Raw genomic sequence first — 23409 nt, 5'->3', positions numbered from 1 at the left:
GAGCCTGTTTGTTCTTCTCATAAAAAATGTCCCGACGCTTGCGCGTCGGGACGTTGGATACCATTACATCTCGGTGGTGAGGACCTTCTTCAGATGGGCGAAGCGGGGGAGGGAGTTCTCCTTGGGAGCCTGGGACTCACCCTGGATCAGGGGCAGCACATAGTCGATGAAGGGCTGCTCGATGCCGTTGCCCGCCTCGTTGATCCACTCGCGGGGGACCTTCTTCTCAAAGTTGGCTACGATGTCCAGAGGCTCCAGGCTGGTCTCGCACTTGTAGCCGCCCTCGCGGGTACATTTGAAGGCGACCATCTTGTCCGTGACGCCGGAGACAGCGGCCTCCACGGCGGCGGAGCCGGCCAGCCAGGCTTCCTCCACGTCGGTCTTGGACGCGACATGGGAGCCGCAGCGCTGGAGCAGGGACAGCTCGATGCCGCGGACCTTGGCGCCGGTGGCCTGCTTTACGGTCTCAGCCAGCATGGCGGCCAGACCGCCCAGCTGAGCGTGGCCGAAGCCGTCGGTGGCAGAGGTCTTGGCCTCGGAGACGAAGGTGCCGTCGGCGTAGTGGATGCCCTCGGAGACAGCCACCATGCACTTGCCGGTCTTGGCGTAGGTGGCCTTCACGTCGGCCAGGAACTGATCCATATCGAAATCCGTCTCGGGCAGGTAGACCAGGTCGGGACCGCAGCCGGTGAGAGAGGCCAGAGCGGCGGAGCCGGCCAGCCAGCCGGCGTGGCGGCCCATGATCTCAATGATGGTGACCATGCCGGTGTCATAGACGTGGGCGTCCTGCCAGACCTCGGCGCAGGAGGTGGCGATATACTTGGCGGCGGAGGCGAAGCCGGGGCAATGGTCGGTGCCGTTCAGATCGTTGTCGATGGTCTTGGGCACGCCCATGATGCGGCACTCATAGCCGACCTTCTGCATATACTTGGAGATCTTGTTGCAGGTGTCCATGGAGTCGTTGCCGCCGTTGTAGAAGAAGTAGCGGACATTGTACTTCTGGAAGATCTCCAGGATGCGCTTGTAATCGGTGTCGTCCTTATCGGGGTCAGCCAGCTTATAGCGGCAGGAACCCAGGGCGGAGGAGGGGGTGTACTTCAGGATGTCCAGCTCAGCGGGGTCCTCCTGGGACATGTCGTACAGTTTGTCCTCCAGAACACCCTTGATGCCGTGGGCGGCGCCCAGGACCCGGGTGATGCAGTCAGCCTTCAAAGCGGTCTGGATAACACCCTGAGCGCTGGCGTTAATGACAGCGGTGGGGCCTCCGGACTGGCCGATAATACAGGCGCCAGTCAATTTCTCCATGTTTGGTTCCTCCTTAATCGAAATAAATAAGAATGAAATGGATTTAACGTGGAAATTCTCTTTTAAAGAATAACACAAACACTTGTATTTATCAACCGTTAATGATACAATAAGAAACGCCAAATTTTATAAGGAGATGGTAACTATGCCATTGGTCACTACTACCGAAATGTTTAAGAAGGCTTACGATGGCGGCTACGCCATCGGCGCTTTCAACGTTAACAACATGGAGATCGTTCAGGGCATCACCGAGGCCGCCCGTGAGGTCAAGGCTCCCCTGATTCTCCAGGTTTCCAAGGGCGCGCGCGCCTATGCCAACCACACCTATCTGGTGAAGCTGGTCGAGGCCGCTGTCATTGAGTGCCCCGAGATCCCCATCGCCCTGCATCTGGACCACGGCCCCGACTTTGAGACCTGCAAGGCCTGCATCGACGGCGGCTTTACCTCCGTCATGATCGACGCCTCCTCCAAGCCCTTCGCCGAGAACATCGAGATCACCAAGAAGGTCGTGGAGTATGCCCACGACCACGGCGTGGTGGTCGAGGCTGAGCTGGGCACCCTGGCCGGCGTTGAGGACGATGTGAAGGTCTCCGCCGCGGATTCCTCCTACACCCGTCCCGAGGAGGTCGAGGAGTTTGTGACCAAGACCGGCTGTGACTCTCTGGCCATTGCCATCGGCACCAGCCACGGCGCTTACAAGTTCACTCCCGCCCAGTGCACCCGCAACGAGAAGGGCATCCTGGTTCCGCCTCCCCTGCGTTTCGACGTGCTGGAGGAGGTCTCCAAGCGCCTGCCCGGCTTCCCCATCGTCCTCCACGGCTCTTCCTCCGTGCCCCAGGAGTATGTGAAGATGATCAACGAGCACGGCGGCAAGATGCCCGACGCCATCGGCATCCCCGAGGATCAGCTGCGTAAGGCCGCTTCCATGTCCGTGTGTAAGATCAACATCGACTCTGACCTGCGTCTGACCATGACCGGCACCATCCGTCAGTTCTTCGATGAGCACCCCGACAAGTTCGATCCCCGCGAGTATCTGAAGCCCGCCCGCGCCAACATCAAGGAGCTGGTCAAGCACAAGCTGATCAACGTCCTGGGCTGCGACGGCAAGGCCTGAGCTTAACCGGACCCTATCACCCGACGTGCCGCCGCAAGCTTTTTGCGAAGGATAACAAAACCGCCCCGGCTCGGAAAAGGGCCGGGGCGGTACTTTTTTGCCTTGGAGCGCATAGACTGAAACCGAAAAGGGGAGAAGGGAACCATGGCTGAGATCATCCCATATGACCGTGAAGCGGCGGTCCGCTACGCCCACCGCTGGGCCTATGGGCGGAACCCGAAGTATTATGATTACGAGGAGCTGGGGGGAGACTGCACCAATTTTGCCTCCCAGTGCCTCTATGCCGGGACCGGGATCATGAATTATACCCCCACCTACGGCTGGTACTATCTGAGCCCCAATGACAAGGCTCCAGCCTGGACCGGGGTGCCCTATTTCTTCAATTTTATGACCCGGGAGGAGCAGTCCCAGGGGCCCTTTGGTCTGGAGGCCTCCCTGAATATGCTGATGCCCGGTGACTTTGTTCAGCTCCGATTTGCCCAAGAGCGCTTTGGACATACGCCCATCATCGTAGAGGTGGGGGACCCGCCCGCCCTGAGCAATATTCTGGTGGCCGCCCATAGCCTGGACGCCGACTTTCGGCCCCTGGATTCCTACCAGTTCCAGGAGATCCGCTTCATCCATATTCTGGGGGCACGGCCTGGGGTTGCATGGGCCGAAAAAACCAAGAAAAATCAATGGCTGTAAAGGAAACCCGGTACACATTTTCTTATGTGTACCGGGTTGGTTTTATAGTTGCCGTTCCCTCAGCTCAAAGGGTTGCCGTCCTCATCAAAGGCGACCTTCAGCAGTCCTTCCACCAGAAAAGCGCTGATGCAGAGGAACACCATCTGGCCGCCGATGAGCCAGAGGAAAAAGCTGGTGAAATGGTCCCGAAGCAGGATCATCAGAAGGGCGGAGACCAACGTAAGCAGCAGGCCCATCCGGATCCAGAGCTGGGCAATGCGGCGGTGGGCAAAGGCCCAGGTCTCATCACTGCGTTCAGACAGAGCCGTGCGGTAAGCCAGTCCGGAGCCTGTGCGCTTGGGCGGGTGGGAGCGCCAGCGAAGCCCGATGGCCAGCAGCGCCAGCGGGGTGACCATCACCAGCAGGAAAGCGAGATAATACATGTCAATCCACATCCTTTTCTTTTGTTTGGAGCTGCGTTTCAGAGCCGTCCGCGGGCTTTTTGGAGGGGCGGCCCCGGCGCTTCACCTGGGCCAGAGGATTGGCCCGGGCGGCGCAGCGCAGGTCGTCGCTGTCCACATGGGTGTAAATCTGGGTGGTGTTCAGATGATCGTGTCCCAGGACCTCCTGGAGCGTGCGGACGTCCACGCCGTTTTGCAGCATCAGCGTCGCCGCGGTGTGGCGCAGCTTGTGGGAGGAATACTGGGTGCTGTCCAGACCTGCGGCGGCCAGATGTTTTTTGACCAGCTTATGGACCGCTGCCTTGGAGATGCGCCGCCGGTTCTGCAGCGTGACGAACAGGGCGTTCTGGTCTACCAGCGTCAAAGCGTCGCGGTCGGTCATCCAGTCCTGGAGCGCCTTCTGGCAGGCTTCGTTCAAAAAAAGGACCCGTTCCTTGTTGCCTTTGCCCAACACCCGCAGATGGTCGCCTCGAACATCTGTTGTATTCAGGCCGACAAGCTCTGAGATACGCAGTCCGCAGTTCAGGAACAAGGTCAGGATGCAGTAATCCCGGCTGGCGTTTTTGCCGTCTACAGACTCCAGCAGACTGACGCTTTCGTCCAGATTCAGGTACTTGGGCAGGGATTTTTTCATTCTGGGCGAGTCCAGGTCCTGGACAGGGTTTTGCTCCAGCAGCTTCGCTTTATTTGTCAGATATTTGTAAAAGGAACGGATGGTGGCGACTTTGCGGGCCCGGGAAGCGGCATTCAGGCCGCGGTCACGGGACAGGTAATTCATGTAGCTGTAAATATCCGTCAGCGTGACGTCCCGTACCAGAGACAGGTCAACGTCGTCAATGGAGATGTCGTCCAGCGGAATATCTCTGGGCGCCAGATTTTTTTCCTGTTTCAGGTACCGGAAAAAGTTCCGAAGATCCAGAAAGTACTCGTCCACAGTCTGGCGGGAATGTCCCTGGATCGTTTCGTGATAAACCAAAAAATCGCGCAGCAGCGGCGGTGCGTCAGTGCGGTAGTCCGTGATCCGCGGCAGGGGCCTCAAAAGGGGCAGACAGAGGTTTTCACCTCCACTCAGGTCAACAAAATTTTTATTTTGTTGACCTGACACCGTATCCGTTTTGAGGAACTGCCGTCCCTCCCTTCGTCAGTATAGGAACCTTTCTTTTGGAGATGCTAAGAAACAAAACTTGATCCGAAACCGAGGTCGATCGCCCGTGAGCCTTATCGCCTGTATCGAACCCTGTGTCTATCAAAAAGACGGCCGCTGTTGTCTGTCGCGGGCCTTATCTGCCGGGATACCGGACGGACGGGGCTGCGTGAACTTTGTGCCGGTCCGTCATCCCGGACCGTTACAACAGGGCCGCCAGTGCCTCCCGGATGTTGGCCACCCGGATCAGCTCCAGTCCGTCGGGAACCAGCAGCTTCCCCTGGGTCCTCTTGGGGATCAGACATTTGGTAAAGCCCAGGCGCCGGACCTCGGCAAGCCGCTGCCCCAGGGCGCTGACTGACCGCAGCTCCCCCGTCAAGCCGATCTCCCCGATGGCAGCCAGGTCGTGAGGCACCGGCCGGTCCCGGAAGCTGGAGGCCAGCGCCAGCATCGCGGCCAGATCGGCGGCAGGCTCGTCCAGAGACAGTCCTCCAATCACGTTCATATAGGTGTCGCAGTTGCCCACCAGCAGTCCCCCGCGCTTTTCCAGCACAGCCAGCAGCAGCATGGCCCGGTTGTAGTCAAAGCCGTTGCTCACCCGCCGGGGATTGCCCAGACTGCTGGGGACCACCAAGGCCTGGATCTCGGCCAGCACCGGCCGCACACCCTCCATGACGCAGGTGACGCAGGTACCGGGAGCCTCCGTCGGCCGGCCGTCCAGCAGGGTCTCCGAGGGATTGGGTACCTCGGCCAGCCCGCCGTCCTCCATTTCAAATACGCCGATCTCGTTGGTGGCGCCAAAGCGGTTCTTAGCCGCGCGCAGGATGCGGTGGGCCATATGGCGCTCGCCCTCGAAATAGAGTACACAGTCCACCATGTGCTCCAGCACCTTGGGACCGGCAATGGACCCCTCCTTGTTTACATGCCCGATCACAAAAACAGTGAGCCCCTCCCCTTTTGCCAGCTGCATCAGGGTCATGGTACACTCCTTCACCTGTGAAATGCTGCCGGGAGCCGAGCTGACGTCCCCGTTGTACATGGTCTGGATGGAGTCCACGATGAGGACGTCTGGCTGGAGCTGATGGACCGCGTCCACCAGATTCTCCAGATTGGTCTCCGCCAACAGGTAGAGCCCTTCTCCCCTCACCTTCAGCCGCTCGGCCCGCAGCTTGATCTGCCGCTCCGACTCCTCACCGGATACATACAAAACCGTGGCAAAGCGGCACAGATTGTCGCAGATCTGCAGCATCAGGGTGGATTTGCCGATGCCGGGGGCGCCGCCCACCAGCACCAGCGAGCCCTTCACCGCGCCGCCGCCCAGGACCCGGTCCAGCTCGCCCATTCCGGTGCAGAAGCGCAGCTCGTCGGTGGTTTCCACCTCGGTCATGGGCTTGGGACGGCGGACAGCCACCCCCAGCGCCGAACCGCGGCCGATGGCGGGGCCTGTTTTCTTGGCCGTCTTTTCCGCCGGGCGCTCCACCACGGTGTTCCAAGCGCCGCAGGCGGGACATTTCCCCTGCCACTTGGGGGTCTCATTGCCGCACTCGGTACAGTAAAACAGTGTTTTTGCCTTCATAGGGTGCTCCTCTTTGGTCAACAAAACTTTTTTGTATTGTACCAGATTTCTCCCCGGTTGTAAACGGAGGATTCCCGAGCCTCTGCCAAACCACTATAACGCCCTTCTCAACTTCACGCTGGTTTGACCGCCCTGATTCCGGCTTTGTGCGCAGCCGTCTCCTATTATGAGTCAGCTGCACCGTTCCGTTCGGCAGATCAAGGAACCGCGGTTCCTTGGAACACGTCCTCCCCTGTCTCCGGGGCGGTGAGCCAGGCCGCCGCCAGCACTGCCGCAAGCTTTTTCTGGTAGCTTTCCTCGCACAGCATAGCCTCCTCCTCCGGGTTGGTGAGGAAACCGCACTCTACCAGCACAGCGGGACAGTCGATGTGGTTCATCAGATAGACGGTGTCCGGGATCTGCTTGCACTCCCGGCTGTTCTCAGGCTGGAGCGCGGCCCGGATGGCGGCCTGGATATGCCGCGCCAGGTCCTGGGACCCCTCGGTGGGGGCGTAGAATACCTGGGTGCCGTGGTAGCGGCTGTCGGGATAGGAGTTCTGGTGGATACTCAACAAGGTGCCCCCTTCGGTCGCGGTGATGGCAGTCACCCGGTTTTTCAGGTCGGACACCTTTTTCTCCCGCAGAGTATTTGCCTCCGGGTCATGGAGAGAGACATCCTCCCCGCGCAGCAGCGTGTGGGGAGCTCCGTACAGGCCCAGAACGTCATCCAGCTTCAGTACCACGGCCAGGTTGATCTGGCTCTCCACGGTTCCGGACGGAGAAACTGCCCCGCCGTCCTCCCCGCCGTGGCCGGCGTCCAGGATCAGAGGCCGGACGGGACTTACGGAAGACGGGGCGATAACCGGCGTGCTCTGCCGGCAGAAGTACCCCAGGGCGGCGGTCAGGCCAAATGCTGTCAAGACCAGAACCGCCGCAGAACCGAACAATCGTTTCAATCAGCACCACCTCCCCCTATCCTATGGCGGCGGTGACTGCCGGTATGACTGAAATCCGCAGGCGGGAAGTTTTGGCAACGTTCCGTCGCCGGTCTTTGCCGTTTCCCGGGAAAAGGCCCTCTCTCCCCTTGCCCGTCCCCCGCCTCCCCATCCGGACCCGGGGCAAATGGCGGCGGGAATCATAGAATGATCTGTGGGGCGCAGGCCCCGACAATCTGATCAAAGGAGGGAATTCCCTTTGAATATGGAAAACGGCAGCTCCTGCCCAATGCCAAGCTGCCCTGATCACAGCGGCACCATGCCGCCCTGTGCCGGACTGGCGGTGCCATACGTCCCCTTCCAGCAGGACAATCCTCAAAAATACGCCCAGGCCGAGGCCCTGAGCAACGGCACGCTGTTCCCCGGCCTCAATCTGCCCTTCCACTTGAAGACGGAGGGCAGCACTCTGCCTACCAATCCACTGGTGGAACTCCAGGCGCTGGAGTTCGTGGTATTGGAGCTTGGCATGTATCTGGATACACACCCCGACGACGCGGAGGCATTTACCATGTTCAAGCAGTATGCAGCCATGGAGAAGTCAGCCAAAGCCGCCTACGAGGCCAAGTTCGGCCCCCTGATGAAGTCCTCCGCTGCCTCCGGGGACAGCTACCGCTGGCTCCAGGAGCCCTGGCCCTGGAATTATCAGCAGAATGAGGTGAAGTGAGATGTTTATATACGAGAAAAAATTGCAGTTCCCAGTTAAGATCGCCACGCCCAACCCTAAGCTGGCCTCCTTTATTATCAGTCAATACGGAGGTCCAGACGGAGAGCTTGGCGCCTCCATGCGCTACCTATCCCAGCGGTATGCCATGCCCTATGCCGAAGCAAAAGGTGTGCTGACCGACATCGGGACCGAGGAACCTTTTTGCACCGTCTTTTGACGCTTGTACTCCGCCAATCAGTCCAGCAGGAAGGACCACCGGGCAGGCAGCAGCTTCAGGGCTACCTCCACCCTGCCGTCGCTGTGGACGGTCATGTGGTGGAGCAGGCGGCCATAGAAATTACCGTCCGCCGTCTCTCCGGTGACGATTCCCCGGACAGCCGCCCGGATGTCCCTGCGTGCGCCTTTGGACTGGGTGTCCAACATCTGCCGCTTCTGAATAGCGGCCAACTGCCCCTGTAACTGAGTAATGGTACTGTCACAGCGCTGGTTGATAAACTGAAAGTCGGATTTTGAGATGGTCTTGTCAAAGAATTCCTCCAAGGCCCGCTGTTTCTTCTCCCGCTCCCCCTCCAACGCCCGTTCCAGCTTGTGGATCTCGGTGCTGCCGTCGTCCCGGCTGTCCCGGAGCGTTTCCTCTACAATGCGGGTCAGATTGCGGATAACGGCCTCAGAGTCCATCTGGACGGCCTGCACGGAGCGTTTCAGAAGGTCCATGGCCACGTCCTCCCGCAGCTGGCGGCCCACGTCACAGCCAACGGGATTTCCCTGCCCGTCGGTGTGAGCGTTCCCCTCCTGTGTGGCCTTGCCGCAGCGCCAGACCCGGTAGGGACTGCCGGACGCGGTTTTCTTCCTCCGGGCCAGGAAGGTGCTGCCGCAGGCGGCGCATTTGATCTTGCCCGACAGCGGATAGCGGTTGCCGTGTCCCATGCTCTGGGTACTGCCATGGTTTCGCCTTGCCAGCTCCCGCTGGACCGCCTCCCAGGCTGCCCGGTCAATGATGGGCTCGTGGTGGTCCCGGAGGAAAATGTACTCCTCCTGGCCCTTGTTGTACTTTTTTTCGTGGCTCAGATAGTCCGGCGTGTAGGTTTTTTTCTGGCGCAGGTCTCCGCAGTATTTCTCGTTTTTCAGGATCTTCAGCACCGTGGGCGCAGACCAGTTCAGATTGCCCCGGCTGGATAAAATGCCTTCCTCCCTCAGTTCCCTGGCGATCACACTGGAGCCTTTCCCCTCGTCCAGGTATTTATGAAAGATGTACTTTACCACCTTGGCCCCCTCTGGGTTGACGGACATTTTGCCGTCCGCCACGTCGTAGCCCAGCAGCGAGCCGCCAAAGACCACCCCCCGCTCCATTTGACGCTTCTGGCCCCATTTCACCCGTTCCGAGGTCTTGCGGCTCTCCTCCTGGGCGATGGAGGACATGATGGTGAGCCGCAGTTCCGCATCCGGCTCCAGGGTATTGATGTTGTCGATGAGGAAAATGACGCCGATGCCCCGCTTTTTCAGCTCCCGGGTGTATTCCAGGGTGTCCACGGTGTTTCTGGCAAACCGGCTGACCTCTTTGGTGACGATCAGGTCGAGCTTCCCCTCCCGGGCCGCCCGGATCATCTGCTTGAACCGGGTCCGCTTTTTCGTCTCCGTACCGGACAGGCCCTCGTCGGCGTAGATGTCCTGTAATTCCCAGTCCGGGTTCCGGTGGATGCACTCCCGGAAATAACGCTGCTGGCTTTCAAACGAGTTGGCCTGGTCGTCCTTGTCGGTGGATACGCGGCAATAGGCCGCTACGCGAATCATAAAACCGCCTCCTCCCAGGAGATGATACAGCGCGGAGATCATCCAGATTGCTTTTCCAGTTTCCGGATGCAATCGGCAAGCTGCTCCCGGTCCAGAATCCCCTCCTGTTCCAGCGCCAGCAGGACACTTCTCTGGTACTCCAGCAAAAATGCTTTCCCCGGTCTTTCGTTGTTCTGACTGCCCACAAACTCCGCTTTTTTCGCCATCCTGCCCCTCCCTTCCGTTCAGGGTATGCGGGGCGGCAGGCGAACTTTCCGTTCTCCCGAACATGGAGAGCGCATAAATTTGGCCCGGCCTGGAACTTGGTCTAGGCCGGGCCCCGCTTATTGCTTCAGCGCTAAATAGAGGTTTTCCGCGAAGGTTCCGTGCCCCTCCTCGGAGAAATGAACGCCGTCGAAGGTCAGAGCGATTTCCCAGCCTCCCGCGTCAACAAAGCGGGTCCCCAGCTTCTGGGAGAGGGCCTGATACGCGGCGGCAAGCCCCACGGAATCGGCCAAAAGCCGCTCTTCCGTCACCCATGCGCCAGGTTTCACAGGCGGCGGTCCGATCAGCACGATTTGCTCCCGAGGCAGGGGTATTTGCGTCAAAAACGCCTCCATACGGGCGGCAACTCCGGCAGCGTCTGCCCCCTGCAGCAAGTCGTTGCCCCCCAGCATGACCAACAGCAGACCCACCGGCTGACAGCCGGACAGCAGCTGTGCAAAGCGGCCCAGCTCCCCTTCCGTTCTTGGGATCTTCCGTCCGTTTTCCCCGGCGTTCAGGACCTCCCACCCGCTCCTTTGGGCCAGCAGATCCACCCAGCGGTGTTCCGCCGGATAGCGGCTGCCAAAATAGGACCGCGGGTCATAGCCATATGTATTGGAATCTCCGAAACAAAGAATCCGCATTCTCGTCACCTCTGCGTCAGCCGCATGTTCATGTTCCAATGGTATCATCTCATTTCCGCAAGATCCTTTCCATGGCCTTCCCCTTGGCCAGCTCGTCCACCAGCTTGTCCAGATAGCGTATCTCCAGCATCAGCGGGTCCTCGATGGTCTCCAGCTTGACGCCGCAGACAGAGCCTTTGATCAGCCGGCGGTTCTCGTTGAGCCGGGGTGCCTGTTCAAAGAACGCGCCGTAAGAAATAGACGTCTCCAGAAAGCGGTCAAGCTCGGCCGCCGTATAGCCGGTGAGCCAGGTGGTGACCTGATCCACTTCTTCCCGGGTCCTCCCCTTCCGCTCCGCTTTGGCGATCAGCAGCGGGTAGACCTTGGAAAACTCCATGGCAAAAATCGCTTCGTTCTTCATGCTGCCCCTCCCATTTGTTATCACCTTTTGGTTGCGGAAAAGGCCGCCGCTTCCCTGATCCAGCCCATCAGCTCCCCGTCGATCTCGTCCAAACCGGACACCGTCACATGATGGGTCCAGCGGTTGGGATAAGGCTCCGTAGCCACATCAATGCGGGGCGATTCCTTGCGGTAGCTCAGACCAAAGGTGACGGTCATCCAGACTTTCGGGCGCTCCTTGGCTCTGCGGCAGGGATTGAAGGACACGAAAGCAAACCCGCGTTTATTGGAAAAGGTGATCTGTGTCTTGGAGACCTTGATCTTCACATCGGGGATCTGGTCTGAGATCAACTCCTCCAGCCGCTCATACAGCGGCAGGGCGTCCATATGCTCGCCGAAAAAGAACAGAATATCCGGATTCATAGCTCCCCCTTTTCTGACAGGCGCCGCGCGAAATACCGCTCCAGGTGCGCCCGGGCCGCGGCGGGGCCGTCCTCCCCGGCACAGCGGCAAGGGCGGCTGTTGACCGCGTGGTTCAGCGCGGGCTGACGCTGGCTGCCTTCCTCCACCAACAGGTCGGCCGACAACACATCCTCCCAGGAACGGTTGAGAAAGGCCACTTCCCTCCTGCCGTGGGTCCGGGTCATCTGGACCGCACCGGCGTCCGCAAGATATTTCTTTACCTGGTCCCCGTCTATTCCGGCCTCCAGCAGGCCAAGCTCGATCTCTTCCCACGCGATCTCGTCCAGACGGCCCCAGTCTGAGGCGGACAGATCAAAGCGGACACAGGTGTACCGGCTCTCACAGTGGACCAGCAGGAGACTGCTGCGGCCATGGAGGGTGATACAGTGGGCATCCCAGCAAAATCCCCTGTCCAGCGGCTGGCCGTAAGGCACCGCTGTACGTAACAGCCGCTGGAGGGGCCAGGTCAATCCAAGCTGCATGGCGCCTTCCCCCTCCGGACAAACACATAGGTCCCATCATCGGAACGCGCCCGGTCAAAGCGGTAGTCCAGCCGGTCAAATGCCTGAATGTCCTCCGGGGCCTCGATCTGGTTCTCGGCCATGTAACGGACCATCTCCCCCCGGGCCATCTTGCACATGGTACCTTTTTCCATAATCTTCCCGTCTTTCTCCTCGCCGAACACGCAGGTGATAAAACGCTTTTCCGGCGGCAGGTAACGGGAGACGCACAGGCTGTATTCCTTGGAGGCCAGATTGAGGATGCAGTCGGTTCCTTCAAACAGCTTCTCGGCAATGGTTCCGCCCCAATAGCTGTAAAGGTCGTTTGCATCACATATTTTCAGCTTTGCCTGCATCTCCAGACGGTAGGGCGTCACACCGTCAAAGGGGCGCAGCAGGCCGTAAAAGCCGGAGAGGATGCGCAGATGCTCCTGGATGTAGTCATACTCCCGGGTCGTGAACACGCCGGGGGCCATGTACTGGTACTGGATGCCCTCGTAGGCCAGGACCGCGGGCGTCAGCCCCTGGCGCAGGTCCATGGTCTCCAGCCGGCTGACATTCAGCGCGGCGATCTGGTCGCTGCACTTCCAGAGCTTTTTCAAGGCGGCATAGTCCATCCCCCGGAGCCGGCCGAGCAGCTCCTCCGTCCGGGACAGAAAGCAGGGCAGATCCCGCCAAGGCAGGCTGTCCGTATCCCGGTTCATTTTCTTGGCTGGTGAAATGATGATTTTCATGGCGTTCCAATCTCCGGACATTGATACCTGGGCTTCCCAAGGCTCTTTTTTCCATACTCGATGGCCTGCGCCGGACAGCCGCAGATGCAGGCCATGCAGTGGGTGCAGGCATTCCCCCACGCAGGCCGTCAGACAGGCGAATGTTGTTCAGCGGGCAGGCCGTCACGCACTTCCCGCAGACGATACAGGCCGCCGTAGCGTAAACAGGTATACGATCCTCGTCCGTCACTCCTCGATTTCATAGGGCCAGTCCCGGATGCCGCCGAACTCATAGACCTGGGTGTAGCCCAGGTCCGCCAGAGCCTGGGAAGCCGTTTTGCTGCGGTTGCCGCTGCGGCAGTAGACCAGAACCACCGTGTCCTTCTCCGGGATGACCTGGGCGGCGGTGTCCCCGTCGATGGTGCCCACCGGCAGCAGCACCGCACCGGGGATATGCCCGGCGTCGTACTCGTCCCGCTCCCGGACGTCCAGCACCACGGCTTCCTCTCCCTCGTCCATCATTTGTTTGGCCTCTTCCTGGGTGATCTGCCGGTAACTGTTCTGCTCCGCGCCGCTCCCCCCGCATCCGGTCAATAACAGGAGCACGGTCAAAACAGCAGGTAAGATACGCTTCATCCCTTATCCCTCGCCATTCAGATAGGCCAGGATCTCGGCGGCGTTGGTATCCGGCTTGACCTTGGGCATCACGCGCTCGATCACGCCCTGCTCGTCAATGAGGTAGGTGCTGCGCACCACGCCCATGCTGACTTTGCCATAAAGCTTTTTCTCCTGCCAGACGCCGTAAGCCTGGATGGCCTGCAGCTCCGGGTCGGAGAGCAGCACGAAGGGCAGCTCGTACTTTTCGGCAAATTTCAGGTGGGAGGCCACGGAATCCTTACTGACGCCGATGACAACGGTATTTTTGGACTGAAGATCGCCATAGCTCTGGGCAAAGGCGCAGGCCTGCCGGGTGCAGCCGGGGGTATTGTCCCTGGGATAAAAATACAACACGACCTTCTTGCCCAGAAAATCAGACAGGCTGACGCTGTTTCCCTTCTGGTCGCACAAGGTAAACTCCGGCGCTTTGGTTCCAACTTCCAACATGATGCAATATCCTCCTTTGTCAAGGCTGGTACGTCCAGCCCCAGTCGTTGTGGTAGATCATCTGGCGGGTCATTCCGCCGTCGATGCAGATGTTTTCTCCCGTGATAAAGCCCGCTTTGTCCGAGCACAGGTACAGCACCATATTGGCGATGTCCAGGGGATTGCCCACCCGTCCGGCTGGCTGCTGGAGGGCGTCCGAGCCATGGTAGACCGTGTATCCGGTGTCGATCCAGCCGGGAGAAATGGAGTTCACCCGCACCTTTCCGGACAGGCTCACCGCCAGCGCGTGGGTCAGCGCGGCAATGCCGCCCTTAGCGGCGGTGTAGCTCTCGCTGAAGGGCTGGCTCATGCGGTCACGGCTGGAGGAAATGTTGACGATGCTGGCCCCGGGGGCAAAGTGGGGCAGAAACAGCTGCGTTAGCAAAAAGGCCGCGGAGACGCCCACCCGGAGGGCGTAGTTGAATTCCTCGTAGGTACACTGGTCAATTCCCTTGAACAGAGGCGGCGCGTTGTTGATGAGATAGTCCACATGGCCGTGGTCCGCGATGACCTTCTCCGCAAAACGGCGCACAGTGGCTTCCTCCCCGATGTCCCCCACAAAATAGGGGTTGTCCGCAAGGTCAATGACGCAGACTTTGGCTCCGGCTTTCTCAAATTCCCCGCGGATGCACCTGCCGATACCCCCCGCGCCGCCGGTGATCACCACGATTTTATCCTGAAACATGGTCACTCCTCCATCTGGATGGCGACTTTGATCACGCCGTCCCGGTGATTCTCAAAGAGGTCGTAGGCCGCCTCAATGTCCCGCAGCGGATAGGTGTGGGTGATCAGCGGCGTGGTGTCCAGCTTCCCGTCCGCGATCAGCTCCAGGGTCTCGGCGCAGTTGCAGCCATCCACGCCGCCGGTCTTGAAGGTCAGGTTCTTGCCGTACATCTCGGGCAGGGGCAGCGTCTGAGGGCCGTCATACAGTGCCACCACCGTCACCACGGCGTTGGGCCGGGCACATTCCCAGGCCAGCCGGAAGGTCTCCTCGCTGCCGGCCACCTCCAGCACCACATCCGCGCCGCCGTGCTCGCTGTATGCCTGCACCAACTCCTGTACCTGCTCCGGGCCGGCAGTCAGGATCTCCGGGCAGCAGTCCCGGACGAATTTCAGCCGCCGCGGGTCCTTGTCGCAGACAATGATGCGGCGCGGCTCCTTCAAACGCACACATTGTAAAGTGCAGATGCCTGTCGGACCGGCACCGAGAATCAGTACGGTATCCGTGGGCTTGATCTCGGAGATCTGCGCGGCCCAGTAGCCGGTAGCCAGAATGTCGCCCACGAACAGGGCCTGCTCATCGCTGACGGTGTCCGGGATCTTGTTCAGCCCCTGGTCGGCATAAGGCACCCGGACATACTCCGCCTGTCCTCCGTCGATGCGGCAGCCCAGGGCCCAGCCGCCGTTGGGGTCCGTGCAGTTGTTCACCCAGCCGTTCTGACAGAAGAAGCACACCCCGCAGAAGGTCTCCACATTCACCGTCACCCGGTCGCCGGGCTTGACGGCGGCAACGGCGCAGCCTACCTCCTCCACCACGCCCACCATCTCATGGCCCACGGTGACGCCGGGGACGGCCCGGGGCACCGAGCCGTGCTTGATGTGCAGGTCGCTGGTGCAGATACTGGCCAGCGTCACCCGCACGATGGCGTCCCGGTCGTCCAGCAGAACGGGCTTCGGCTTGTCCAAAAGTTCAAATTTTCCGTGGTCCACATAGGTATAGGCCAGCATATCCTTTGTTCTCCCTTACTCATTCACGCGAAAGTCAAATTCCTCTCGATTTTGGAGTTTTCCAATTTGGACAAGTCTCGCAGCCAATGCACCTTTGGTACGTTTGAAGTACGCACACATTTCTTTGCGTGTACTTCCTGCGTCAAACATACGGACCAAAGCGGCTTCTTCTTCCGATGTCCACGGTTTTCCCGCGTTTTCCGGCAGTTTTTTTGCTGGTTTTTCTTTTATATTCGCAAGAATACAATGAAACGCACGTATGATTTCCGCTTGATTACAGATACAGTCATCAGGAAGGATTTCTCCAGTCAAAGGATTGACGCCATCAGCCAAAGCGGTGAGCAATTCTTTCGCACGCGCAATATCCATACAGATTCCTCCCATTCTTTATCAGTCAGGTTCACAGCGAGTATAGCATAGAGTCGAGAAAAATTCTATCCCCAAGAACCTTACAAACCACAGTAGCCAATCTGACTACTGATCCCATCCGCGACGCTCCGTGAATCCCTGGCGCTTCAGAACACTATAAAATGAGCGTTTCGGCAGCCGAAACGCTCATTTTTTGATACGGATAGTTCACTTTTCGTTCTTTGCCACCGTTTTTAAGGACAACAGCAGCAGGATGATGCCGGCCCCGGTCAAAATATGGCCGATGCCCGCAATTCCCGAAATGGAGGCATTGGCGGCGGCGGACAACGCAAGTCCCTTCACCTGGGCCACGCCGCGTATGACCAGCATGACCGCCGTCAGCGGAACGCCGATGTTGTAGGTCCAGAGAAACGCCCGGAAGGTCTTGATCTTTGTAAGGTCGTTATGGGCCCCATACAGCGCCACCACCAGGAAAACCAGCATGCCCAGCAGAAACAGATGGGCGTGGACCTTGCCCAGGGCTGTCACGCCGGTAAAGCCGCTGTACTTGGTGAATTCCCGGTAAAAGACGCCGCCCGCCATCGCCGCAATGGCATAGGCAAGAGAAATATTCAGGTATTTTTTCATCAGTCATTCCTCCCTTTCATGGCGTTGAATCCGATCAGGACGGCCCAGACATAGGAGCAGGTTTTGGGGATCATCAGCATTCCCACCGCCGGCACCGTATCCGCGAACAGCACCACGGGGATGTAGCAGGCAAAGCTCACCACCACGGCCAGCCACAAAAGCCGGAAGGGCCTGTCCTGTTTTTCCTTCGCGCTGCGGTAAAACAGCACCACGATCAACACACCCAGGATCGTAAAGGGGATATTCCGGTAGATCCCCCAGGAGAGGGGCGGATTTGCGCTGGTCCATGCGTTCTGCGGCATCAGGCACAAGGCGATGCGGACCAGGGCCAGTACCCACACGGCGGCCGTGGTTCCCTTTTGACCGCTGACCTGATACCGGGCCCGCCACACATAGTAGAGCAGCACATAGAACAGCGTCATGGTCACCGAGGTCACCAGCTTGCCGATGCCCAGGGCCGCTGTGTAGTGGTCCAGTCCCGTGGTGCAAAGGGCAATGGCCCGGGGCACCAGATGGAACGCGTCGCCGCAGCCCAGCGTCACCGCCATGACGCCGTACAGCAGATACTGCCTTCTCCCCTTGCTGCCCCGGATCATGAGGATGCCCAGGGTGATGACGGTCACCAGATACACGACGTCAAACAGCGTTTCAAAAATTGCCTGCATGGTTCATTCCTCCTAATTTGAACAATGTTCATTTTACTGAAAAAGAGTGCCTGCCTGTTGGTATGGCTCCCGCTATCCATAGATGGCTCTGCGGATGATCTCCAGCAGCACGGTGCAGTCCGGCTGTCCCTGTACAAGCAGGATCAGCATGTGATCCAGTACAAAACCGATCAGGTCTTCTTGGGAAAAGGACGATGTAAAGGTGTTTCCCCGTACAGCTTGATCGGTTTGTAACACCTCCAGCATCCCTGCCTTCATGTGGGCAAAGGTGTGCTCCATGGCGCTTTTGGCCTCGCCCCGCTTGGCGCTGGCGATGCTAATGGAATGTCCCGTCAGAAAATTGGGGTACTCCTCCGCCCCCTTCCAAATGCGTGCGTACAGATCCGCCACATAGCCGACAAAGGAAACGTCCGCCTCGCTCCGCTGGCCCGCATGGAAAATATCTCTCCAGATGCTCTCTACCGTGGCCAGCACAAGCTCATCTTTATCCGCATAATAGTTGTACAGCGTTCCCAGGGCGATATGGCATTCATCGGCAACCAACCGCATATTCAGCGCCTTCAGGCCCTTCTCCGCCACGATGCGCCTGCACACCTGCATAATGGCTTCTTGCGATGTGATGACGGTGTTCATGCTGCCCACCTCCCAAACTGAACAATGTTCATTATGGCCCGATTGACCGGACTTGTCAAGTGGCACCGGCCACCGCTCCGCCGTATAAGGCTGGCCCTTGATGCCGCCGAATTCATAGAGTTGCGCACAGCCCGGCCGCGCCGGCGCATGACGATTCCTCTCTAGGCACCGAGGAACTGGGCCACATGGAAATGGTGGCGGCCATCGTCCACCAGCTGACCCGGAATCTGACCGACGAGGAGATCCGGGCCAATCCCGGCTTCGCCGCCTACTTCGTGGACCACACCACCGGCGTCTACCCCACCGCCGCCTCCGGTTTCCCCTGGACCGCCGCGTCCATCCAGTCCACCGGCGACGTGATCGCCGACCTGACCGAGGACCTGGCTGCGGAACAAAAGGCCCGGAAGACCTATGACAACATTCTCCGGCTGTCCGACGACCCCGACGTGAACAACGTCATCCGCTTCCTCCGGGAGCGGGAGATCGTCCACTTCCAGCGCTTCGGCGAGTGTCTGCGCCTGTGCAAGGACAAGATGAACGACAAAAACATCTACTTCACCAACCCTGCCTTTGACAAAGGCGCCGCGCCCAAGGCGGCCATGTCCAAACCTGCGGAGTAAGTCTTTCCATGCAAACAGCGCCCGGAGCGTTCGCTCCGGGCGCTTTGAATGAGAGAAGATCAACAGAGTGTCAGACCTCAATGAGCTCGTAAGCCCGGCTGCCCAGGCCGATGGCCTCGGCGTGCTCCAGACAGGCCTTCCACTCCGAAGCGGGGGTGGTGTTCTTGAAGTGGTCGTGGTGGTCGCAGAAGCCCTCCCGGTGCATGTTCTCGTCCAGCAGGCTTCCGGGGATGGGCTGCTGCCGCAGACAGGCGTCCGCGCAGGCCTGGTCCAGGGCCACCGGGTCGAAGGAGGCGAACATGCCCACGTCAGGCAGGATGGCCATGTCGTTCTCGCCGTGGCAGTCGCAGTAGGGGGAGATGTCGATGACCAGGCTGATATGGAAGTGGGGACGGCCGTCCACCACGGCCATGGCGTACTCGGCCATCTTCCGGTCCAGCATTTCGGCGGCGCTGTCGTTGGGGTTGTAAATGGCGTCGAAGTTGCAGGCGGCGATACACCGTCCGCAGCCCACGCATTTGTTGTGGTCGATGGAGGCCTTTTTGTTCTCATAGGTAAAGGCATCCTGGGCGCACTGCTTGGCGCACTGGCGGCAGCCCACACAGCGGCTCTGGCTGACCTCGGGCTTGCCCGCCGCGTGCTGCTCCATCTTGCCCCGGCGGCTGCCGCAGCCCATGCCGATGTTCTTCAGCGCGCCGCCGAAGCCGGTCTGCTCATGGCCCTTGAAGTGGCTGAGGCTGATGAACACGTCGGCGTCCATGATGGCCCGGCCGATCTTGGCCGCCTTCACATACTGGCCATTGCGTACGGGCACCTCAATGTCGTCGCTGCCCTTCAAGCCGTCGCCGATGATGACCTGACAGCCGGTAGCGTAAGGCGTAAAGCCGTTCTCATAGGCGCTCTCGATGTGCTCCAGGGCGTTCTTCCGCCGGCCGGGATACAGGGTGTTGCAGTCGGTCAGAAAGGGCACGCCGCCCAGGGACTTGACCACGTCGGCCACCCGCCGGGCGTAGTTGGGCCGCAGGAAAGTCAGGTTGCCGGGCTCGCCGAAGTGGATCTTGATGGCGGTCATTTTGTGGTCAAAGTCGATGTCTCCGATGCCGGCGGCCCGGATCAGCCGCTCCAGCTTATCCAGCTGGCTGACCCCGATGGTAGTACGAAGATCGGTAAAATAGACCTTGGAAGGGTTCATGACGCTTCTCCTCTCAACTGTAAGGTAAATTTACTAAACAACGCTTGATTAACCAATGGTTTTTGCGGTTTTGGCCTCCAGAATGCCCGGGATGATGGAGCATAGGGAGCCGCAGACGATGAGGACGATGCCCAGCAGCATGTTCCCGGAGACCGCCTCCCCGTGGAGCCACCAGGCCAGCAGGGGCGACAGGGCGGGCTTGAAGAAATAGACTAGGGAGACCACGCTGGCCGGCTGGTACTCCATGGCCAGGAAGTAGGCGCAGAAGCCCACCCCCGCCACGCCGGCGGAGACATAGAGGACATAGGGCAGGTTCTCCATGGTGTACCCTGCCAGGATGGGGATGTTGGCAAAGTTGGGCAGGCCGGCGGCAATGATGGCGTCGGCCACCGCCGGGATGTGGGTGACCAGGATGAAGGCCAGGACGATGAGGCTGCCGAAGAAAAAGCTGAAGCAGGTGACCACGGCGCCTCCGTATTCGGCGCATTTCCGCTTCCCCATCACTCCGTACAGAGAGAACAGCAGGGTGGACAGCAGGGCCAGCGCTACGCCGGTCATGTTCAGGCTGGTGTGGAGGGGATTGATCAGGGCCACGGTGCCCGCGATCTCCAGGACCAGGGCGGCCACATGGCGCCGTTTGATGGGCTCGCCCAGGAAGAAGAAGGCCAGGAAGGTGACAAAGACCGGGTTGCAGCTGAACAGCACCGCCACCACCGCCGAGTCGGTGTAGTTCACCGACAGGTGGAGAATGGGCATGCTCAGGGCAATGCCGGTGAGGCCCAGCAGCGCGAAGTAGCCCAAAGTCCTCCCGTCCAGCCGCTTCCCCCGCTTTTTCAGGGTGTGCAGGGCCAGGGGCAACAGGAAGAGAAAGCCGATGGTGAACCGGGCCAGGGTGAGCTGGACGGAGTTGATCTGTCCGGCGATGTACTTCAGCACCACCTCAAAGGAGCTGAACATCACCACTGCCACGGCAATATAGAGGTATCCTTTTTTCACGGGGATCCGACCTTTCTGTGCATTGCGCACAATGCCAAATTATTATAGCACAAACCCCACAAAAAGGAAATGATAATTTACCGGCCGTGCCAGGGCTGGGCGCAGAAACGCCCGGGACCCCAGGCCCCGGGCGCTTTCCATTACATATGAAAAAAATTAAATTATTCCATCAGGGCCAGAAACTCCCCTTCACTGAGGACCGGGATGCCCAGCTCCTGGGCTTTCCGCAGTTTGGAGCCCGCTCCCTCCCCGGCCACCACATAGGTGGTCTTTTTGGACACGGAGCCGGAGGACTTGCCGCCCCGGGCCTCGATCATTTCCGAGGCCTGCTCCCGGGTGAACTGCTCCAGCCCGCCGGTGAGGACGAAGGTCATCCCCTGGAACCGCTGGTCGCTGCCCTGCTCCGCCGCCGTCATGTTGACTCCCGCCTCCCGCAGACGGGCCATCAGGTGCTTGCTCTGGGGGCTGGACATCCACTCCAGAATGCTCCGGGCGGTGATCTCCCCCACGTCGTCCACGGCGGTCAGCTCCTCCAGGGAGGCATTCTCCAAAGCCTCCAGGGTGTGGAACCGGGCGGCCAGGATCTTGCCCGCCTTCTGTCCCACCTGACGGATGCCAAAGGCGTAGATCAGCCGGGACAGGTCCTGCCCCTTGGACTTCTCAATGGCGGCCAGCAGGTTCTGGGCCGACTTCTTGCCCATCCGGTCCAGGCCGGCCACATCCTCTTCCTTCAGGAAGTACAGGTCGCCGGGGGTCTTGACCAGTCCCGCTCCCACCAGATTCTCCACCACAGCGATGCCCAGCCCCTCAATGTCCATGGCGTCCCGGCTGGCGAAGTGGGCCAGGTTCCGCAGCAGCTGGGCGGGGCACTCGGCTCCGGTGCAGCGGACATGTGCCCCGTCCTCCTCCCGCTCCACGGGGGCGCCGCAGACGGGACAGAGGGTGGGCAGAACGTAGGGCTGCGCCCCCTCGGGCCGCAGGTCCGGCACCACGGAGAGGACCTCGGGGATGATCTCGCCGGCCTTGCGGACCAGCACCGTGTCCCCGATGCGGATGTCTTTCTCCGTGATAAAATCTTGGTTGTGGAGGGTGGCGCTGGTGACGGTGGTGCCTGCCAGCCGCACCGGCTCCAGTACCGCCCTGGGGGTCAGCACTCCGGTCCGGCCCACCTGGACCACAATGTCCAGCAGCTTGGAGGGTTTTACCTCCGGGGGATACTTATAGGCCGCCGCCCACCGGGGGAACTTTGCGGTGGAGCCCAGCTGGCGGCGCTGGTCCAGGTCGTTGACCTTTACCACCGCGCCGTCAATGTCAAACTGGTACCCCTCCCGGCTGTCTCCGATCTTGGCGATCTGCTCCGTCACCTGCTCCACGGTAGAACAGCTGACATGTGGAATCACTTTAAAGCCTTTGGCGCTCAAGTAGTCCAGAGTGTCCAGATGGGTACGGAAGGTCTCACCCTCCGCCCACTGGACGTTGAACACCAGGATGTCCAGCTTCCGGGAGGCGGCGATCCTGGGGTCCAGCTGCCGCAGAGAGCCGGCCGCGGCGTTCCGGGGGTTGGCGAACAGGGCCTCACCCCTGCGCTCCCGCTCCTCATTCAGGGCGTGGAACACCTTTTTGGGCATAAAGACCTCCCCCCGGACAATGAACTGGGCGGGGGCGTCCGGGATGCGAAGAGGGATGGAGCGGATGGTCCGGAGATTCTCCGTCACGTCCTCCCCCACCCGGCCGTCGCCCCGGGTGGCGCCCCGGACGAAGAGGCCGTCCACATACTCCAGCGCCACCGACAGGCCGTCCACCTTTGGCTCCACCACATAGGAGGGGTCGTTGACCACGCTCCGGACCCGCTGGTCGAAGGCGCGCAGCTCGTCAAAGTCAAAGACGTCCTGGAGGGACTCCAGGGGGACCTTGTGCTCCACCTGGGTAAAGGACTCCAGGGCCTTCCCACCCACGCGCTGAGTGGGCGAGTCGGGGGTGACGGTCTCCGGGTGGGCCGCCTCCAGCTCCTCCAGGCGGCGCAGCTTGTGGTCATAGTCATAGTCGGACATGGTGGGGGCGTCCTGTACATAGTACTCATAGCTGGCCCGCTCCAGCTCCCGGCGCAGGTCCGCGATCTCAGTCTGATAGTCCATGGTCATATGGCACCTCTTTCGTGGCATTGGAACTTGGCAAAGCACCGGGGAAACAGGGCCCGCAGCAGCCGAAACAGCCAGTAACCCAGAAAGGCCCCGGCGGTGTTCAGGATCACGTCGTCCACGTCGGTGCTCCTGCCGATAAAAATCTGGACAAACTCAATGGCGCAGGAGCAGAGGCAGCCCAGCCCGGCGGACTTCCACCACCTGGGCCGCCGCCACAGCAGGGCGATAAAAAACCCCACGGGCAGAAAGATGCCGATGTTGGCCAGCATGAGGAACATGACCCAGGGCCCCCGGAACGCCCGGTAGATCTCCTGCAGCGGGGTCAGCTGAAGGGTCTGAAGCTGGATATGCCAGTCCACCGGAGGGAACAGGGGCCGCTCCCCCCGCAGGAAGGCGGACCAGTGGCGCACCCGCCAGAACCCCGCCGGGAACACAGTCAGGGCGGCCAGTCCCGCCCCGAACATGACGAACAGCAGCAGGGCCCCCTCCCGCCACGGGCCGCTGACCAGCCCCCGGCCCTCCAGCCGGCGCAGCTGGCCGGGCCGGACCAGGAGAAATACCGCCAGCGCGCCCAGCATACAGGGCAGCATCTGCATGGCGTATTCCAAGATATTGCCCAGATACCACCATAGTGTTTCGCTTAAACTCATTGGTAAACCC

At 60.2% G+C, this 23409-nt stretch carries 28 protein-coding genes and 2 pseudogenes; 5 read left to right on the top strand and 25 right to left on the bottom strand.

The window, feature by feature from the left end; genetic code table 11:
• Window positions 1-63 precede the first annotated feature (63 nt).
• Window positions 64-1305, bottom strand: coding sequence for a 6-phosphofructokinase (locus I6E39_RS04395; RefSeq protein WP_235380371.1), 1242 nt, complete (start codon window positions 1303-1305; stop codon window positions 64-66).
• Window positions 1306-1450: 145 nt separating this feature from the next.
• On the opposite strand from I6E39_RS04395, the gene fba reads away from it, so the two are divergent.
• Together fba and I6E39_RS04385 are read left to right on the top strand one after the other, a co-directional pair.
• A complete protein-coding gene (gene fba / locus I6E39_RS04390; protein WP_235380369.1) occupies window positions 1451-2419 on the top strand; it encodes a class II fructose-1,6-bisphosphate aldolase in 969 nt (322 codons plus the stop codon).
• A 144-nt stretch (window positions 2420-2563) separates the two neighbouring features.
• A complete protein-coding gene (locus tag I6E39_RS04385; protein WP_235380368.1) occupies window positions 2564-3106 on the top strand; it encodes an amidase domain-containing protein in 543 nt (180 codons plus the stop codon).
• Window positions 3107-3165: 59 nt separating this feature from the next.
• On the opposite strand, the gene I6E39_RS04380 is transcribed toward I6E39_RS04385, so the two are convergent.
• From I6E39_RS04380 to I6E39_RS04365, 4 genes are all read right to left on the bottom strand, one after another.
• A complete protein-coding gene (locus tag I6E39_RS04380) occupies window positions 3166-3528 on the bottom strand; it encodes an SdpI family protein (RefSeq protein ID WP_235380366.1) in 363 nt (120 codons plus the stop codon).
• Between the two features lies 1 nt (window position 3529).
• Window positions 3530-4522 carry a tyrosine recombinase XerC gene (locus tag I6E39_RS04375; protein WP_268842185.1) on the bottom strand — a complete coding sequence of 331 codons (993 nt, stop codon included), beginning with the start codon at window positions 4520-4522 and terminating at the stop codon, window positions 3530-3532.
• Window positions 4523-4892: 370 nt separating this feature from the next.
• Entirely contained in the window at window positions 4893-6266 is a 1374-nt protein-coding gene (gene radA, locus I6E39_RS04370) for a DNA repair protein RadA (RefSeq protein ID WP_235380365.1), read from the bottom strand.
• Between the two features lie 197 nt (window positions 6267-6463).
• Window positions 6464-7201 (bottom strand): N-acetylmuramoyl-L-alanine amidase, encoded by a 738-nt coding sequence (locus tag I6E39_RS04365; protein ID WP_235380363.1) that lies wholly within the window; start codon window positions 7199-7201, stop codon window positions 6464-6466.
• A 244-nt stretch (window positions 7202-7445) separates the two neighbouring features.
• On the opposite strand from I6E39_RS04365, the gene I6E39_RS04360 reads away from it, so the two are divergent.
• Window positions 7446-7904 (top strand): spore coat protein CotJB, encoded by a 459-nt coding sequence (locus I6E39_RS04360; protein ID WP_235380426.1) that lies wholly within the window; start codon window positions 7446-7448, stop codon window positions 7902-7904.
• A 1-nt stretch (window position 7905) separates the two neighbouring features.
• Window positions 7906-8100, top strand: a pseudogene (locus I6E39_RS04355) (manganese catalase family protein); the annotation flags it as partial.
• A 38-nt stretch (window positions 8101-8138) separates the two neighbouring features.
• Here the strand turns inward: I6E39_RS04355 and I6E39_RS04350 are convergent.
• The 16 genes and pseudogenes from I6E39_RS04350 to I6E39_RS04275 all read right to left on the bottom strand — a co-directional run bounded on the left by I6E39_RS04350 (window position 8139) and on the right by I6E39_RS04275 (window position 17800).
• Window positions 8139-9695 carry a recombinase family protein gene (locus tag I6E39_RS04350; RefSeq protein WP_235380361.1) on the bottom strand — a complete coding sequence of 519 codons (1557 nt, stop codon included), beginning with the start codon at window positions 9693-9695 and terminating at the stop codon, window positions 8139-8141.
• A 38-nt stretch (window positions 9696-9733) separates the two neighbouring features.
• Window positions 9734-9901 (bottom strand): hypothetical protein, encoded by a 168-nt coding sequence (locus I6E39_RS04345; RefSeq protein ID WP_235380359.1) that lies wholly within the window; start codon window positions 9899-9901, stop codon window positions 9734-9736.
• A gap of 117 nt (window positions 9902-10018) precedes the next feature.
• Entirely contained in the window at window positions 10019-10582 is a 564-nt protein-coding gene (locus I6E39_RS04340) for a GDSL-type esterase/lipase family protein (RefSeq protein WP_235380358.1), read from the bottom strand.
• A 49-nt stretch (window positions 10583-10631) separates the two neighbouring features.
• Window positions 10632-10982, bottom strand: coding sequence for a DUF2200 domain-containing protein (locus I6E39_RS04335; RefSeq protein ID WP_235380356.1), 351 nt, complete (start codon window positions 10980-10982; stop codon window positions 10632-10634).
• A gap of 20 nt (window positions 10983-11002) precedes the next feature.
• On the bottom strand, window positions 11003-11383 hold the full coding sequence (locus I6E39_RS04330) for a DUF5655 domain-containing protein (protein ID WP_235380354.1): 381 nt from the start codon (window positions 11381-11383) through the stop codon (window positions 11003-11005).
• Window positions 11380-11904 (bottom strand): DUF6933 domain-containing protein, encoded by a 525-nt coding sequence (locus I6E39_RS04325; RefSeq protein WP_235380353.1) that lies wholly within the window; start codon window positions 11902-11904, stop codon window positions 11380-11382. Before I6E39_RS04325 ends, I6E39_RS04330 begins: the two co-directional genes overlap by 4 nt.
• Window positions 11889-12656 carry a peroxide stress protein YaaA gene (gene yaaA / locus I6E39_RS04320; protein WP_235380351.1) on the bottom strand — a complete coding sequence of 256 codons (768 nt, stop codon included), beginning with the start codon at window positions 12654-12656 and terminating at the stop codon, window positions 11889-11891. The genes I6E39_RS04325 and yaaA overlap by 16 nt, the downstream gene beginning before the upstream one ends.
• Window positions 12653-12855, bottom strand: a pseudogene (locus I6E39_RS04315) (EFR1 family ferrodoxin); the annotation flags it as partial. The gene yaaA and the pseudogene I6E39_RS04315, both read right to left, overlap by 4 nt.
• A gap of 26 nt (window positions 12856-12881) precedes the next feature.
• The gene (locus I6E39_RS04310; protein ID WP_235380350.1) at window positions 12882-13271 is read right to left on the bottom strand and encodes a rhodanese-like domain-containing protein; all 390 of its coding nucleotides are present in this window, start codon (window positions 13269-13271) and stop codon (window positions 12882-12884) included.
• A 3-nt stretch (window positions 13272-13274) separates the two neighbouring features.
• Entirely contained in the window at window positions 13275-13739 is a 465-nt protein-coding gene (bcp, locus tag I6E39_RS04305) for a thioredoxin-dependent thiol peroxidase (RefSeq protein WP_235380349.1), read from the bottom strand.
• Window positions 13740-13758: 19 nt separating this feature from the next.
• Entirely contained in the window at window positions 13759-14463 is a 705-nt protein-coding gene (locus tag I6E39_RS04300) for an SDR family NAD(P)-dependent oxidoreductase (RefSeq protein ID WP_235380348.1), read from the bottom strand.
• Window positions 14464-14465: 2 nt separating this feature from the next.
• Window positions 14466-15506: an alcohol dehydrogenase gene (locus I6E39_RS04295; RefSeq protein WP_235380347.1), complete on the bottom strand. Its 1041-nt coding sequence runs from the start codon at window positions 15504-15506 to the stop codon at window positions 14466-14468.
• A gap of 15 nt (window positions 15507-15521) precedes the next feature.
• The gene (locus I6E39_RS04290; RefSeq protein WP_235380346.1) at window positions 15522-15875 is read right to left on the bottom strand and encodes a hypothetical protein; all 354 of its coding nucleotides are present in this window, start codon (window positions 15873-15875) and stop codon (window positions 15522-15524) included.
• A 207-nt stretch (window positions 15876-16082) separates the two neighbouring features.
• The gene (locus I6E39_RS04285; protein ID WP_235380345.1) at window positions 16083-16502 is read right to left on the bottom strand and encodes a DUF2871 domain-containing protein; all 420 of its coding nucleotides are present in this window, start codon (window positions 16500-16502) and stop codon (window positions 16083-16085) included.
• Entirely contained in the window at window positions 16502-17167 is a 666-nt protein-coding gene (locus I6E39_RS04280; protein WP_235380344.1) for a hypothetical protein, read from the bottom strand. Before I6E39_RS04280 ends, I6E39_RS04285 begins: the two co-directional genes overlap by 1 nt.
• A 72-nt stretch (window positions 17168-17239) precedes the next feature.
• Window positions 17240-17800 carry a TetR/AcrR family transcriptional regulator gene (locus tag I6E39_RS04275; RefSeq protein WP_235380343.1) on the bottom strand — a complete coding sequence of 187 codons (561 nt, stop codon included), beginning with the start codon at window positions 17798-17800 and terminating at the stop codon, window positions 17240-17242.
• A 110-nt stretch (window positions 17801-17910) separates the two neighbouring features.
• Between I6E39_RS04275 and I6E39_RS04270 the strand changes: the two genes are divergently transcribed.
• Window positions 17911-18420, top strand: a complete 510-nt coding sequence (locus I6E39_RS04270) for a manganese catalase family protein (RefSeq protein WP_235380424.1) — start codon at window positions 17911-17913, stop codon at window positions 18418-18420.
• A 70-nt stretch (window positions 18421-18490) separates the two neighbouring features.
• On the opposite strand, the gene I6E39_RS04265 is transcribed toward I6E39_RS04270, so the two are convergent.
• The 4 genes from I6E39_RS04265 to I6E39_RS04250 form a co-directional block, all read right to left on the bottom strand.
• Entirely contained in the window at window positions 18491-19612 is a 1122-nt protein-coding gene (locus I6E39_RS04265; RefSeq protein ID WP_235380341.1) for a DUF362 domain-containing protein, read from the bottom strand.
• 48 nt (window positions 19613-19660) lie between these two features.
• The gene (locus I6E39_RS04260) at window positions 19661-20608 is read right to left on the bottom strand and encodes a DMT family transporter (RefSeq protein ID WP_235380338.1); all 948 of its coding nucleotides are present in this window, start codon (window positions 20606-20608) and stop codon (window positions 19661-19663) included.
• A gap of 161 nt (window positions 20609-20769) precedes the next feature.
• The gene (gene ligA / locus I6E39_RS04255) at window positions 20770-22743 is read right to left on the bottom strand and encodes an NAD-dependent DNA ligase LigA (protein ID WP_235380422.1); all 1974 of its coding nucleotides are present in this window, start codon (window positions 22741-22743) and stop codon (window positions 20770-20772) included.
• Between the two features lie 2 nt (window positions 22744-22745).
• Window positions 22746-23399 carry a VanZ family protein gene (locus tag I6E39_RS04250; protein WP_235380337.1) on the bottom strand — a complete coding sequence of 218 codons (654 nt, stop codon included), beginning with the start codon at window positions 23397-23399 and terminating at the stop codon, window positions 22746-22748.
• Window positions 23400-23409: the final 10 nt, after the last annotated feature.

The organism is Pseudoflavonifractor phocaeensis (genome assembly GCF_021531375.1).
In the GTDB taxonomy this organism is placed as follows: domain Bacteria; phylum Bacillota; class Clostridia; order Oscillospirales; family Oscillospiraceae; genus Lawsonibacter; species Lawsonibacter phocaeensis_B.
This window is presented reverse-complemented; position numbering and strand designations above follow the sequence as displayed.